The organism is Nocardioides marinus, assembly GCF_013408145.1.
Taxonomy (GTDB): Bacteria; Actinomycetota; Actinomycetes; order Propionibacteriales; family Nocardioidaceae; genus Nocardioides; species Nocardioides marinus.
The window spans coordinates 2301488-2314590 of record NZ_JACBZI010000001.1; the positions used below are offsets into that span (position 1 = coordinate 2301488).

The following is a 13103-nucleotide window of genomic DNA, read 5'->3' on the forward strand; positions in this document are numbered from 1 at the left end:
CCTCCCGGGAGGTCCACAGGAGAATGGAGCCATGAGGCTCCTCGTCGGGGGCCGAAGACCACAGGGAGAAATCACATGCTCGAGTTCCTGCGCATCATGCTGGACGCCCGCTTCGAGGACCGCGACGAGCGCGGCGCCTCCGCCGTCGAGTACGGCCTGCTGATCGCCGGCATCGCGGCGCTGATCGTCGTCGTCGTGTTCGCCTTCGGCGGCGTGGTCGGGGACATCTTCTCCGACACGAGCAGCTGCATCTCTACCGGCGCCACCGCGACCAGCTGCTGATGGCGAGGCGCCCGGTCGACCGCGAGACCGGGGCGTCCTCCGTCGAGTACGGCCTGCTGATCGCTGGCATCGCCGCCGTGATTGTGCTGGTGATCTTCCTCTTCGGCGAGGAGGTCGCCGGGTTGTTCGACGACACCTGCGAGACCGTGGCCAGCACCACCTCGCAGACCTGCTAGCGGACCTGCCGCCTCGCGGCCGTGTGGCCCTCGCCCCGTCTCAGGACCGGGCGAGGGCCACACGCACGAGCAGGGTCGGGTGGCTGCCGAACCACCACTGAGACCAGGCCGGCGGCGTCGGGTCGGCCAGGGACCGCAGGGCCAGGCGACGCTGCAGGGCCACGAAGGCCTCCGGGTCCCCGGTCACCCGCAGCGCCTCCACGTCCGCGCGCAGCTCGATCGAGCGGCTGATGCCGTTCTGGACCGGGAGGGCCAGCAGGCCCCCCACCACGAGCAGCGCCACCATGGTCGGCACCGTCGCGGGCTCGCTCGGTCGCCTCCGCATGAGCAGCAGGCCCAGGAGGCCCGCCGCCGCGGCGGCCCCGCTGGCCCCGAGCAGGGTGCCGACGAGCACGTCGTCGTGCCGGGCGTGCGCGAGCTCGTGCGCCACGACGGAGAGGGCCTCCTCGCGCGGCACGTCGTCCACGAGGTTGTCGTAGAGCACCACCCGCCGGCTGCCGGCAAACCCGGAGACGTAGGCGTTGAGCGTGGTCGTGCGCCGGGAGGCGTCTGCGACCAGCACCTCGTCGACGGGCACGCCCTCGGCCTCCGCGAGCGCGAGGACGCCCGTGCGGAGCTCCCCCGGCGGCAGCGGCGCGAAGTCGTTGAACAGCGGCTCGACGACGAGCGGGTAGACGAAGCTGCCCGCGATCACCAGACCGGCGGCCATGGTGCCCACGACGGCCGGCCAGGCGCGGCGCCAGCGACGCGCGCAGCCCACGACCACCAGGGCGAGCAGGCCGGTCACCACGATGTCGAGGGCCTCGGAGACCACGAGGTCACGGGCGAACCCCGCCCACGACTGCTCCGACAGACCGGCCGCACGCACGTGCCGACGGGCCAGCACGGAGAACGCCGTCGTCGCGGCCCGGCTCGCCACCTCGATGCCGGCCACGACCGCCAGCACCTGGAGCCACCAGGGCCACGGCAGCCCGCCGACCCAGCGGCGCACCCGGGCGGAGGACGCGAGCAGCACCACCACCACCAGGTTCACGGCCGTGGCGGCCCAGCCCCACCGGCGCAGCACGCCCGAGAACTGCTCGGCTCGTGAGACCTCCATCGGGGTGAGGACCTCCCCCACCGGCACGGCGGCCGGTGTGCCTCCCGGCACCGGCGACCAGGGCACGAGCAGGACCGCCAGCAGTACGAAGACCGTGGTCGAGACCAGCGCCACGGCCAGGGCCACCCGTCGCTGGGAGCTCATCCAGCTCATCGTGCCGCTCGTCGCAGCTGCTGCTGCCAGGTGGCGGTCACCGCCGCCAGGTCGGTGTCCGCCGCGGCCAGGGCGACCCCCACGTCCTCGCCCTCGGAGGTGCGTCGGTAGACCTCGACCAGCCCCTCCTCGCCCACGATGGAGGCGAGCGCCCGGCAGGCCAGCCACGCCGCCTCGTACGCCGCACCGAGGTGCGGAGCCGTCAGGTCGAAGTCGGACTCACTGGGCAGCCGTCCCGGAACGCCGTCCTCCCGCACCAGTGCCAGGACCTGCGCGGCGGTGCGGGACAGCGGCAGGTCCACGTCGCGCAGGGCGACGTAGTCGGCGAAGCCCTCGACCAGCCACACCGGCGCCCGGCTGGTCGGTGCGCCGGTGACGGCGTGGACCGCCTCGTGGGTCATGACCACCTGGGCGCCCGTCCGGCGCAACCGCCCCAGCTCGGCGGGGTTGACGAAGACGTGGACGGGCGAGGAGGCCGAGAGCAGGCCGTCGACCGAGGCGGTGACGGCGGCCACGTCGCGGTAGGTGCCCTCGGGCACCCCCAGCAGTGCGTCGAGGCCGGCTGCGTCGGCGGGCACCTCGACCACGAGTGGACCCGTCGAGGCTCCCAGCACCCGCGCCGCCTGCGGCACGGCGCGCCGCGCCAGCATGGAGTACGGCGCGGGGTCGGCGCCCGCGGTGACCACGAGCGTGCCCGCGCCCCGGTCCACCAGCACCGGGCCGGTCAGCCACAGCGGCACCCGCCCCCCGGTGAAGCCCGTGGTCCCCAGCGTGCCGTCGACCGTGCGCAGGCCGACCTCGACCTCGCTGCGGGCGACCCCGCTGTCGACCCCTCCCCACGACCAGCTCAGGTCGGCCCGGACCGCCCAGGCACCGCTCCCGTCGGGCACCCCGACCACGTCGACGTAGCGCAGGTCCAGGTCGCGGACCCGCAGCCGGCGGGCGTTGTCGGCAAGGGACTCCAGCAGGTCCTCCGATGCGGCGTCACCGGTCGGAGCGAGGGCGGCCGCTGCCCCCGCGTCGCCGTCGGCCAGGGCGTCCTCGAGACCCTCCAGTACCCGGGTGGCGCCGGCCGGGTCAGCGGCGTTCGTCGACGTGGTCGGCGGGGCGGCGACGTAGGGCCCCTCGACGACACGGCCGATGACCAGCACCGCGGCGAGCACGCCCGTGACCACCAGGGCCAGGACGAGGCGCGGGCGACGGCGCCGCGCAGTGGGCGCGGCGTCGGTGAGGTCAGCCAGGGCGGACAGCGCCGACGTACGGCATGGAGTGCAGCGGGGAGACCCGCACGCCCTGGCTGGGGTTGGCCGCGTGGACGATCATGCCGTTGCCGATGTAGATGCCGACGTGGCTGATCGGGCTGTAGTAGAAGACCAGGTCGCCGGGCTGCAGGGCGCTGGCGGCGATGCGCGGACCGGAGGAGAACTGCGCACCCGAGGAGTGCGGCAGGCCGACGCCGGCCTGGCCGTAGGCCCGCATGGTCAGCCCTGAGCAGTCGAAGGCGCTCGGGCCGGCGGCGCCGTAGACGTAGGCCTTGCCGACCTGGGCCATGGCGTACTGGATGGCGGCCGCGGCGCGGCCCGAGGCCGGCACGGAGGACGGGACCCGGTCGCTGTCGCGCGAGAGGACCTCTTCGCGCTCCTCGGCCTCCAGGCGGGCCAGGAGGCTCTCGGCCTCGTCGAGCTTCGACTCGATGGTCGACTTCTCCTCGGCCAGCCGGTCCTTGAGCCGCGTGACCTCGGCGGTGCGCCGGGTGGTGGCCTGCAGCCGGATGCCGAGGGCCTTGACCTCCGAGGCGTAGGAGTCGAAGAGCTGGTCGGTGAGGCTGTCGTAGGCAGACATCGTCGACATCTGCGACAGGAACGCCGACGGGTCACCCGACAGGGCGACCTGACCGACCGCCGAGAGCCGGTGACCCTCGTAGGTGCGGACCACCGCGTCGCGGACGCGGTTGCGCACCGCGCGCATCCGCTTGTCCTGCCGGGCCTGGTCGGAGGTGACCGCCTTCAGGTCGCGCTTGAGCTCGCCGAGCTCGAGACGGGCGTCGTTGTAGCGCTCGGAGGCCTGCTCCGCCTCGTGGTAGAGCCGGTCGACCCGGGACTTCACGTCGTCGATGTCCGGCTCGGCCTGCGCCGGCGTGGACGGCACGAGGCCGACGAGTCCCGCCAGCAGTGCGGCGGAGAGGAAGGTGGCGAGTCGAGAGCGACGCTGCAGCACGAGCGAGTGGTCTCCCTTGCTGTGACGACGGCGCTCGCGCGGACCCGGCCGGCCCGCTGGTCACGAACGCCCCGCGTGACGGTAGTCGGTGGGACGGAGCCCGGCCAAACCTCCGGGGCATGTCGCACGACGATTTCACGCTGGGCCGACCGATCCCCTGCCACAGCAGGGTCCTGGTGTCACTCCCGTCACACCCGCCACATCGACGGCGCCGCCGACGTGCACGGCACGAGTACGTCAGGCGGTGGCGATGTCGGAGCCCGGGAGGTCGGACCCGGAGGCGTCCGGCCCCGGCCCGTCGGTCGGGGTCACCAGCCGCAGCGGCGGCACCAGCCCTCCGTCCGCGAGGGCGCCCAGCAGCGCCCGGTCCTCCTCGTCGAAGCCCAGCTCGGGTGGGGGGCCGAGCAGCACCGTCACCACGCAGTCGTGGCAGGCCAGCCCGCGCACCACGCAGGTGTCGCAATCGATCCTCGTCGTCATGCTCCGCACGCTCGCAGCGAGCACCGACAGTCCGCGCCGCCCACGTCCCGACCGGCGTGTCGCGTTCCACGCCGTGGGTCCCGTACGCGTGACACGATCCCCCGGATGTCGTCCCCGATGCGCCGCGGTCTCGCCTGGGCCGTGTGGACCCTCCTGCTCGCGGGCGTCCTGCTCACCACGATCTCGACCCGGTACGTCGTCAACGACGTGCTGTCGGCCAACCTGGGCGCCTGGCGCCTCGCGACCACGGGGATGCCCTGGCTCGACGGCTTTCCACTGGAGGCGATCGAGACCAAGCCCGGGCAGCACCTGTGGGTGCGGGAGTCCCTGCACGGACACCAGGTGGTGTTCCGCTCCCCCGGCGCGATCGCTGCCGGCATCCCGGCGTACCTCTGGTCACGAGGCACCGCCCCCGAGGACTTCTCACTCGTCCCCGCCTCGGTGCTGGCTGTCGTGCTCACCCTCCTCACCCTGGGTCTGATGGCTCGGGCACTGCTGCCCCACCTCGGGCACGCCGCGACCATGGTCGCCGTCAGCGCGCTGGCGCTGGCGACCCCCGTCTGGGCGGTGTCCGCCGACAGCCTGTGGCCGCACACCGTCACCCTGCTCGGCATCGCCGGGATGGCCTGGGCCGCCTCCCGGTCCCCCGCGGGATCGTGGGGGACCGTCGGCGCCTTCGGAGGCGTGGCGCTGTGGGGGCGCCTGCACGCGTCCGTGGTCGTGGCCGTCCTGGGGCTCGTCGTGGCGGCGCGCCGGCGTGAGCTGCGTCCCGCGGTGGCCGCGGGCCTCGTCAGCGGCGCGTTCCTGGCCGGTGCGACGGCGTGGAGTCGGTGGGTGTACGGCGAGTGGGATCCCGCCGGCGGCTACGCCTCGGTCGACGTCTACGCCTCCAGGGCCGCCGAGGGGCAGCGCTGGGACCAGCTGGCGAACCTGGCGGGTCTCTGGGTCTCCCCGGGACGAGGGCTCCTCGTCGTCACCCCCTGCATCCTCCTGCTGCTGCCGGCGTTGGCCCGCCACTGGCGGGGACTGCCGGACTGGGCGACCGCCCTGCTCCTCGGAGGGCTCGCGTACTCGGTGGTGCAGGGACTGATGAACGTCTTCGCGGGTGGGACCGGCTTCTACGGGTACCGGCTGATGCTCGAGACGATGGCGTGCGCGTTCCCCGCTCTGACCCTGAGCGCCCATCGGGCCGGCCGCGTGGCGCGAGCGCTCCTGCCCGGGCTGCTGGGAGCCCAGACCGTGGCCGTGGCGGTCGGCGCCGTGCGGGAGGCCTACTCCGTCGATCCGGACGAGGCGTGGCGCAGCAACGCACTGTGGTGGGCGGTCACCGACGTCCCTGCCACAGGAGCGGCTCTCGTGGCCGCGGCTCTCGTCGCCACGATGGCGGTCCGGGTCCTGGCGCCGCAGTGGTACGTCGGTGGCTCAGCCGCCCAGCAGTCCCAGCAACGCGGCTGAGGCGACCGCGCGGGCACCGGCCCGCTGGCAGCGCGCCTGCACCTCCCGGTCGTCGCTGACCACGAGCACGACCCGTCCGCGTGGCTCTGCCTCGACGAGCTGCCCGATCACCTCGTCGGCGATGACCCCCTTGGGGCTGAAGAGCACCTTGACCCCGCGCGGCTGGGACGTCGGGGGCCGGGTGTCGGCGTCCGCACCGTCGAAGACGACGGTCGTCTCGGCCCCGGTGCGGGCCACGAGGGGTGCCATCGCCGTGAGCAGCCGGGTGCGTTGGGCCTCCAGCGAGGAGCCCGACCAGGCACCCATGGACACGTTGTAGCCGTCGACGACCAGTCGGGACCGGGGCAGTGAGAGGTACTGCTCGAGCAGCGCGGGCCCGACCTCCGGCACCGCGCGGGGACCGGGCACCTCCGGAGCCGCCAGGGACTCCTCGACCCGTTCACCGGGGCTGGTCGTGACCGGGGGCAGCGCCAGCTCACGGCGCAGGCCGGCGGCCGCGTCGAGGATGGTGTCGAGCAGGACCCGGGTGCGTGCCGTGGCCTGCTCCTTCTCGCTGCGGCCACCTCGTCGGCCCTGACGCGCCTCGGCCTCGAGCCGCTCGACCTCGGCCCGCAGCCGACGGACCTCCTTCTCCCGGGCGGCGAGAGCGACCTCGGCCGCGGCCCGACCCTCCTCGGCGGCGTGCGCCGCGGCGACGGCCTCCTCGTCGACGTCACGTCGCTGGGCGCGGGCCTCCCCCAGCTTGCGTCGCAGCTGGGAGACCTCGGCCTTGTACCCCTCGACCTGCTGGCGGTACGAGGCGCGCAGGTCGCGCAGCTCGGCCTCGGCCTGCTCCGCCCGCTGCTGCCACCGCTCCTCGCGCGCCTGGACGACGGCCTCCTGCTGCTGCGCGGCGTGCTGCTCGACCTCGCTGACCGAGGTGTCCAGGCGGCGGGTCCAGCCCTGGGGCCGCACCAGCCAGTCCAGGGCGGCGGCCTCGAGGGAGTCGTGCATGGTGCCGTCTCGCAGCGCGACCAGCTCGTCCTGCCGGCGTACCGACACCTGGTGGGCGATCCGGTCCCGCAGGTCCTCGTCGGCGAGGCCGGCGGTGATCGCCTGGCCCCCCAGGCGGGCGCGTCGCGCCGGCGCGAACCCGGCCACCTTGCGCAGCGCCGCAGGCAGCTGGGGCACCTCGGGCAGCACGTCAGCGACCAGGGTGAGGACCCTGGTGCGCACCGCCACCGGCAGCTCGTCCAGCCGGACCGTCCCGCTCACCTGCACTCCCCCTCACGACTCGTGTCCGCTCAGCGTAGGCCGCGCGTCGCCACCGCGTTGTCGGCGCACCGATCTAGCGTCGTCCCCATGACCAGCAGCCGTGCAGGAGCCCTGTGGGAGGGCCAGCGCAGCTTCGACGAGCTCGGCCGACCCCTGCGCGACCTCACCTTCTGCGTGGTCGACCTCGAGACCACCGGCGGTTCCCCGACCTCGGGGTCCATGATCACCGAGATCGGGGCGGTCAAGGTGCGCGGCGGGGAGGTCCTCGGGGAGTTCCAGACCCTGGTCGACCCCGGTACCGAGATCCCGCCCTTCATCGCCGTCCTCACCGGCATCACCAACGCGATGGTGGCCGGGGCCCCGCGCATCGAGTCCGCCCTGCCCGCCTTCCTCGAGTTCGCCGCCGGGAGCGTCCTCGTCGCCCACAACGCCCCCTTCGACGTGGGGTTCCTGCAGCACTTCGCGGCCCTGCAGCAGCGGCCCTGGCCGCGCTTCGAGGTCGTCGACACCGCGCGACTGGCCCGCAAGGTCGTCACCCGCGACGACGCCCCCAACTGCAAGCTCTCCTCCCTGGCCCGCCTGTTCGGGGCCGGCACGACGCCCAACCACCGGGCGCTGGCCGACGCTCGGGCCACGGTCGACGTGCTGCACGGCCTCATGGGGCGCCTGGGCGGTCAGGGCGTGCACACGCTCGAGGAGCTGCAGACGTTCACCTCGCGGGTGAGCGCGGCCCAGCGCCGCAAGCGGCACCTCGCCGAGGGACTGCCGCACTCCCCCGGCGTCTACCTGTTCCGCGACCAGACCCAGCGCGTGCTCTACGTCGGCACCAGCAAGGACCTCCGCACCCGCGTCCGTTCCTACTTCACCGCCTCCGAGACCCGGTCCCGCATGGGTGAGATGGTCGGGCTGGCCGCCTCGGTCACCGGCATCGAGTGCGCGACCCCGCTCGAGGCGGCGGTGCGCGAGCTGCGACTCATCGCCGAGCACAAGCCGCGCTACAACCGCCGGTCCAAGCACCCGGAGAAGACCCACTTCGTCAAGCTCACCCGTGAGCCGTGGCCGCGGCTCTCGCTGGTCTCCAAGGTCCTCGACGACGGCGCCGACTACCTGGGTCCGTTCTCCTCCCGCCGCGCGGCCCAGTCGGGCCTCGACGTGCTGCACGAGACCTTCCCCGTGCGCCAGTGCGCCGACCGCATCGGCCCGCGCACCCGGCGCACCCCGTGCGTGCTGGCCGAGATGGGCCGCTGCCTCTCGCCGTGCGACGGCTCCGCCGACGAGGCGACGTACGCCGCCGTGGTCCGTCAGCTGCGCGACACCCTGCTGCGCCGCCCCGACGCGGTCGTGGAGCAGATCAACCGGCGGATGAACGCCCTGGCCGACGACGAGCGCTTCGAGGAGGCCGGCGTGCACCGGGACCGGCTCGCCGCGTTCGTCCGCGCAGCGGCCCGCACCCAGCGCGTCGGTGCCCTCAGCGGCTGTTCGGAGGTCGTCGCGGCCCGCCGCGAGGACGACGGCCGTTGGGCCGTGCACGTGGTGCGGTTCGGCCGGCTGGCCGCCGCGGGGGTGATCCCCGCCGGAGCCGACGCGGTGGCCTACGTCGAGCAGCTGCGGGCGAGCGCGGAGACGGTCCGCACGGCCCCGGGTCCCGCTCCTGCCGCCACCGTCGAGGAGACCGAGAGGATCCTCGGCTGGCTCGAGCAGCCGGGCATCCGGTTGGTCGACGTCCTGGGCGAGTGGGTCTGCCCGGTCGCCGGTGCCACCAAGGAGCTGGCCGTGCACGAGCGCGTACGCCGGTCGCGGGACGCGCTCGCGGGTACGGTGACCCCGTGATCACCGCCATCGTGTTCGTCAACGCCGAGGTCGCCCGGATCCCCGAGGTGGCCGAGGAGATCGCTGCGATCGACGGCGTCTCGGAGGTCTACTCCGTGACCGGTCAGGTCGACCTGATCGCGCTGGTGCGCGTGCGGCAGCACGAGGACGTGGCCAACGTCGTCGCCGACCGCATCAACAAGGTCCCCGGGGTCACCGACACCGAGACCCACATCGCCTTCCGCACCCACTCCCGTCACGACCTCGAGGCCGCGTTCTCCCTCGGTCTGGACTGACCGCGCCGTGGTCTCCCGGGCTGCTCGGGTCTGGTTGCCCGCGCTCACGCTGCTCGGCGTGCTGGTCGTGGCCGTGGCCCGGGCCGCACGACCCCTCACGAACCCCGACACCTACTTCCACCTGCGCTTCGGGGCGGAGTTCCTCGCCGGGTGGTCCTTGCGCGACCCGGGCAGCGTGTCGACGTCCGCGACCCGGGACTGGCTGCCGACCCAGTGGCTGCCGCAGGTGCTCATGGCGGCCATCGAGGAGCGGGTCGGCCTGCCGGGTGTCGCCTGGCTCTCCGGCCTGCAGCTCGTGGCACTCGTCCTGGCCGTGGCCTGGGTCTGCCGCCGGCGCGCCGACCCGGTCGTGGTCGCCGTCCTCACCGCGCTCGTGCTGTGGGCCTGCTGGCCCGCCCTGTCGATGCGTCCGCAGGTGCTCAGCTACGCGTTCATGGCCCTCACGGTGCACGCCTGGTGGCAGGCTGCCCTGACCGGGAGCCGCCCCTGGCTCCTCGTCCCGCTCACCTGGTGGTGGGCGATGTGGCACGGCATGTGGCCCTTCGCCCTGGTCGTCGGCGCGGTCGGCGTCGTGGCCGCCGGTCTGCACCGTGGCCTGCGGTCCCGCGAGCTGCCGCGCCAGGCTGCGGTGCTCGTCGCCTGCGCGGTCAGCGCGGCACTGACCCCCGTCGGCCCCGCTCTGTACGGCGCGGTGCTGACGGTCGCGGGCCGCGGACGGTTCTTCTCCGAGTGGGGCGCCCCCGACTTCACCAGCCCGACGGGAGCGGCCCTGATCCTGCTGGCCGCTCCGGCCCTCCTCGTGGTGCTGCGACGCGGTGCCTCGTGGCCGACGTCGCTGTTCCTGGGGCTGGGGCTCGGTCTGGCCCTCTACTCCAACCGAACGCTGCCGCTGGCAGCCGTGACCCTCGCGCCCGTCACGGCCCTGGCGCTGCAGTCCCTGATCCCCGGTCAGCCGACCCCTCCCGGCCGTCGCGAGGTCGGGTGGGGGCTCGGCGCGGCCGTTGCGGCGCTGCTGGTGCTGGCCGTGCTCGTGCCCCGGACCTCGGCGGAGACCCCGGTCCGCGCCGACTGGGTGGAGGACCGGCTCGGCTCGCTGCCGGCCGGCACGACCGTGCTCAACGACTGGGGGGACGGCGGCTACGTCATGTGGGCCTATCCCCAGCTCGACCTGGTGATGCACGGCTACGGCGACACCTTCACCACCGAGGAGCTGGAGCGGAACACCTCGATCCTCGGCCTGGACCGTGGCTGGCAGGACCTCGTGCGCGGGACCGGTGCCGAGGTCGCGTTCCTGCGCACCGACCACCGGCTCACCGCCGCCCTGGAGGACGCGGGCTGGCGCGTGGTCGCGACCTCCGCCGAGGTCGAGCTGCTCGAGGCTCCCGAGGACTGGTGACGGGCCGGCCGAGGTCCGGATCAGCGGCCGGTCGCGGCCACCCAGCGCTCGAGGAGACCGGCGGCGGCTCCGCTGTCGATCGCACCGGCCGCCCGCGCGAGGCCACGCGGCAGCGCGTCGTGGACGGGCACACCCGGCTCGTCGTGGACGGCCAGTGCGGCACCGGCGTTGAGGAGCACGGCGTCGCGCACCGGCCCGGCCTCCCCGGCGAGCAGCCTGCGCACGACCTCGGCGTTGTGCTGGGCGTCGCCGCCGCGCAGGTCCTCGGTCGTCGCGGGCGCGAGGCCGAGCGCGGCGGGGTCGACGCGGTCCTCGGTGACCTCGCCGCCGTGGACCACCCACACGGTCGACGTGGTGGTCGTGGTCAGCTCGTCGAGCCCGTCGTCGCCGCGGAAGACCCAGGCGTCGACCCCGCGGGCGGCGTAGACGCCCGCCATGACCGGCGCCATCCGGGCATCCGCGCACCCGATGGCCTGGGCGGCGGGGCGTGCGGGGTTGCTCAGGGGGCCCAGCAGGTTGAACGCCGTCGCGATCCCGAGCTCGCGGCGGGCGACCGCCGCGTGCCGCATCGCGGGGTGGAAGGTCGCGGCGAAGCAGAAGGTGATGCCCGCCTCGGTCGCCACCTCGGCCACCCGGCTCGCGGGCAGGTCGAGGCGGATCCCCAGCGCCTCCAGGACGTCGGCCGAGCCGGACTGCGAGGACGCCGAGCGGTTGCCGTGCTTGACGACGGTGGCCCCGGCGCCGGCTGCCACGATCGCCGACATCGTGGAGATGTTGACCGACATCGAGCGGTCCCCACCGGTGCCGACGACGTCGAGCAGACGGCCGGGGACCGAGATCGGGGTCGCCCGCTCGTACATCGCGGCCACCAGGCCGGTGAGCTCCTCGCTGGTCTCGCCCTTGGCCCGCAGCGCCACGGCGAAACCAGCGACCTGCGCGGGGGTGGCGTTGCCCTCGAGCAGCTCGGCCATCGCCCAGGCGGTCTGCTCGGCGGAGAGGTCGCGGCCGGCGACGAGGTCGCCGAGGACCTCGGGCCACGTGCTCATGCGGCGGCTCCGGGGCTCAGGCGGAGGTGGCCGGGACCCGCGAGCGCAGCAGGCCCACGACGGTCTCGGCGAGGGCGATCGGGTCCAGCGGGTGCGGCACCGCCGCCTCGGCCCGCGACCAGGTGGCCAGCCAGGCGTCCTGCGGGCGCCCGGTCAGCACGACCACCGGAGGGCACTGGAAGATCTCGTCCTTGAGCTGCTTGGCGATGCCCATGCCCCCGGCCGGCACGGCCTCCCCGTCGAGGATCGCGAGGTCGATGTGCCCGGCGTCCATGTTCTGGATGACCACCGGCTCGGTGGCGACCTCGACGTACTCGAGCTCGGGCAGGTCGGGGTGCGGCCGACGACCCAGGGCCAGGATGACCTGCTGGCGCGTGGTGACGTCGTCGGAGTAGACGAGGACCTTCAGCGGCTTGCGGGAGGCAGTGGAGTCGCTCACGCGGGCCATCGTAGGCCCCTGGTCGCTCACTCCGCCGGGACCCTCGCCGTGCGGGCCGCCTCCTGGGCCTCCAGCCGGTCCAGCCGGCGGTCCTCACGCCGGGCCTCGGCCATCGAGGAGCGCACCCACTGGGTGAACAGCACCCCGAAGAACACCAGGCCGATGAGGTCGCCCGAGCCCCACAGGATGCCGCCCGCGAGGTGCTGGTCCTCCAGCGCGTCGGGCAGCCACGCTCCCATCGGTCCCTCGCGCAGGGCGAGGTAGTGCTCCCCGGCGATGAGCGTCTCCTGCCCCATGATCGTCACCCCGAGGAAGGCGTGGAAGGGCAGCGTGAGGACCGTGATGAGCACTCGGAAGGGGTAGCCGACGCGCCCGGGCACGGGGTCGATCCCCATGAGCGGCCAGAAGAACATCGCCCCGACCAGCACCAGGTGCAGGTGCATCGCCTCGTGCCAGTACGTCGACTCCAGGGTCGCGGGGTACCACCCGGAGTAGTAGAGCGCCCAGGGCGAGACGACGTACGCCGCCAGGACCAGCGGCGGGAAGGTCAGCACCGTCGCGAGCCGCGAGTGCAGCACCGCGAGCAGCCACCGCCGCGGCGACCCGGGCAGCGTCCTCAGCGCCAGCGTCACCGGGGCCCCGAGCGCGAGCGCCAGCGGCACCAGCATCGACAGGATCATGTGCTGGACCATGTGGACGCTGAGCAGCGTCGTGTCGTAGGTCCCCAGACCCGACGAGGTGGCGAAGAGGAACGACCCGAGCCCGATGCCCACGAAGGACAGCGTGCGCGCGGGCGACCAGGCGTCGCCGCGGGCACGGAGCCGGCGTACGCCGAGCAGGTACAGACCACCGAACCAGGCCACGAGCACGATGGGCACCGGCTCGAACGACCAGGCGGTGAAGACCCCCGTCAGGTCCAGGGCAGGCAGGTACTCCGAGGTCGCGGAGGCGTCCGCCAGGGGGGTCCTGAGCACGCTCAGGAGTCTAGGTCGCCCATGTTC

General features: G+C 74.0%; 14 protein-coding genes. 6 read left to right on the plus strand and 8 right to left on the minus strand.

Annotated elements, in window-relative coordinates:
* Positions 1-75: 75 nt before the first annotated feature.
* Together BKA05_RS10880 and BKA05_RS10885 are read left to right on the plus strand one after the other, a co-directional pair.
* Positions 76-282: a Flp family type IVb pilin gene (locus BKA05_RS10880; RefSeq protein ID WP_179531450.1), complete on the plus strand. Its 207-nt coding sequence runs from the start codon at positions 76-78 to the stop codon at positions 280-282.
* Positions 282-458 (plus strand): Flp family type IVb pilin, encoded by a 177-nt coding sequence (locus tag BKA05_RS10885; protein WP_179531451.1) that lies wholly within the window; start codon positions 282-284, stop codon positions 456-458. Before BKA05_RS10880 ends, BKA05_RS10885 begins: the two co-directional genes overlap by 1 nt.
* Before the next feature lie 40 nt (positions 459-498).
* On the opposite strand, the gene BKA05_RS10890 is transcribed toward BKA05_RS10885, so the two are convergent.
* The 4 genes from BKA05_RS10890 to BKA05_RS10905 form a co-directional block, all read right to left on the minus strand.
* Entirely contained in the window at positions 499-1701 is a 1203-nt protein-coding gene (locus BKA05_RS10890; RefSeq protein ID WP_179531452.1) for a M48 family metalloprotease, read from the minus strand.
* Between the two features lie 5 nt (positions 1702-1706).
* Positions 1707-2885: a hypothetical protein gene (locus tag BKA05_RS10895; RefSeq protein WP_179531453.1), complete on the minus strand. Its 1179-nt coding sequence runs from the start codon at positions 2883-2885 to the stop codon at positions 1707-1709.
* A gap of 58 nt (positions 2886-2943) precedes the next feature.
* Positions 2944-3927, minus strand: coding sequence for an NlpC/P60 family protein (locus tag BKA05_RS10900; protein WP_179531454.1), 984 nt, complete (start codon positions 3925-3927; stop codon positions 2944-2946).
* Positions 3928-4164: 237 nt separating this feature from the next.
* Entirely contained in the window at positions 4165-4407 is a 243-nt protein-coding gene (locus tag BKA05_RS10905; protein ID WP_179531455.1) for a hypothetical protein, read from the minus strand.
* A 105-nt stretch (positions 4408-4512) separates the two neighbouring features.
* On the opposite strand from BKA05_RS10905, the gene BKA05_RS10910 reads away from it, so the two are divergent.
* Positions 4513-5862, plus strand: coding sequence for a hypothetical protein (locus tag BKA05_RS10910; RefSeq protein WP_179531456.1), 1350 nt, complete (start codon positions 4513-4515; stop codon positions 5860-5862).
* On the opposite strand, the gene BKA05_RS20310 is transcribed toward BKA05_RS10910, so the two are convergent.
* Positions 5830-7116 (minus strand): NYN domain-containing protein, encoded by a 1287-nt coding sequence (locus BKA05_RS20310; RefSeq protein ID WP_179531457.1) that lies wholly within the window; start codon positions 7114-7116, stop codon positions 5830-5832. The genes BKA05_RS10910 and BKA05_RS20310 overlap by 33 nt on opposite strands.
* 87 nt (positions 7117-7203) lie before the next feature.
* On the opposite strand from BKA05_RS20310, the gene BKA05_RS10920 reads away from it, so the two are divergent.
* The 3 genes from BKA05_RS10920 to BKA05_RS10930 are packed head-to-tail and all read left to right on the plus strand — an operon-like array spanning position 7204 to position 10617.
* Positions 7204-8946: a DEDD exonuclease domain-containing protein gene (locus tag BKA05_RS10920; RefSeq protein ID WP_179531458.1), complete on the plus strand. Its 1743-nt coding sequence runs from the start codon at positions 7204-7206 to the stop codon at positions 8944-8946.
* Positions 8943-9221, plus strand: a complete 279-nt coding sequence (locus tag BKA05_RS10925) for an Lrp/AsnC family transcriptional regulator (protein WP_179531459.1) — start codon at positions 8943-8945, stop codon at positions 9219-9221. The genes BKA05_RS10920 and BKA05_RS10925 overlap by 4 nt, the downstream gene beginning before the upstream one ends.
* 7 nt (positions 9222-9228) lie before the next feature.
* Positions 9229-10617: a hypothetical protein gene (locus BKA05_RS10930; protein ID WP_179531460.1), complete on the plus strand. Its 1389-nt coding sequence runs from the start codon at positions 9229-9231 to the stop codon at positions 10615-10617.
* 20 nt (positions 10618-10637) lie between these two features.
* Here the strand turns inward: BKA05_RS10930 and trpD are convergent, their stop codons facing one another.
* From trpD to BKA05_RS10945, 3 genes are read right to left on the minus strand one after another with little or no spacing between them, the layout of a single operon-like run.
* Complete coding sequence (gene trpD / locus BKA05_RS10935) at positions 10638-11663, minus strand: anthranilate phosphoribosyltransferase (RefSeq protein WP_179531461.1); 1026 nt, start codon at positions 11661-11663, stop codon at positions 10638-10640.
* Positions 11664-11679: 16 nt separating this feature from the next.
* A complete protein-coding gene (locus BKA05_RS10940) occupies positions 11680-12111 on the minus strand; it encodes an Rv3143 family two-component system response regulator (protein ID WP_179531462.1) in 432 nt (143 codons plus the stop codon).
* Between the two features lie 17 nt (positions 12112-12128).
* Positions 12129-13076, minus strand: a complete 948-nt coding sequence (locus tag BKA05_RS10945; protein ID WP_179529591.1) for a cytochrome c oxidase assembly protein — start codon at positions 13074-13076, stop codon at positions 12129-12131.
* Positions 13077-13103 lie beyond the last annotated feature (27 nt).

Excerpts from the sequence above, each read along its gene's own strand:
- BKA05_RS10890 (WP_179531452.1), bottom strand. The coding sequence starts at position 1,701 with ATGAGCTCCCAGCGACGGGTGGCCCTGGCCGTGGCGCTGGTCTCGACC.
- BKA05_RS10885 (WP_179531451.1), top strand. The coding sequence starts at position 282 with ATGGCGAGGCGCCCGGTCGACCGCGAGACCGGGGCGTCCTCCGTCGAG.
- BKA05_RS10940 (WP_179531462.1), bottom strand. The coding sequence starts at position 12,111 with ATGGCCCGCGTGAGCGACTCCACTGCCTCCCGCAAGCCGCTGAAGGTC.
- trpD (WP_179531461.1), bottom strand. The coding sequence starts at position 11,663 with ATGAGCACGTGGCCCGAGGTCCTCGGCGACCTCGTCGCCGGCCGCGAC.
- BKA05_RS10905 (WP_179531455.1), bottom strand. The coding sequence starts at position 4,407 with ATGACGACGAGGATCGATTGCGACACCTGCGTGGTGCGCGGGCTGGCC.
- BKA05_RS10880 (WP_179531450.1), top strand. The coding sequence starts at position 76 with ATGCTCGAGTTCCTGCGCATCATGCTGGACGCCCGCTTCGAGGACCGC.
- BKA05_RS10920 (WP_179531458.1), top strand. The coding sequence starts at position 7,204 with ATGACCAGCAGCCGTGCAGGAGCCCTGTGGGAGGGCCAGCGCAGCTTC.
- BKA05_RS10910 (WP_179531456.1), top strand. The coding sequence starts at position 4,513 with ATGTCGTCCCCGATGCGCCGCGGTCTCGCCTGGGCCGTGTGGACCCTC.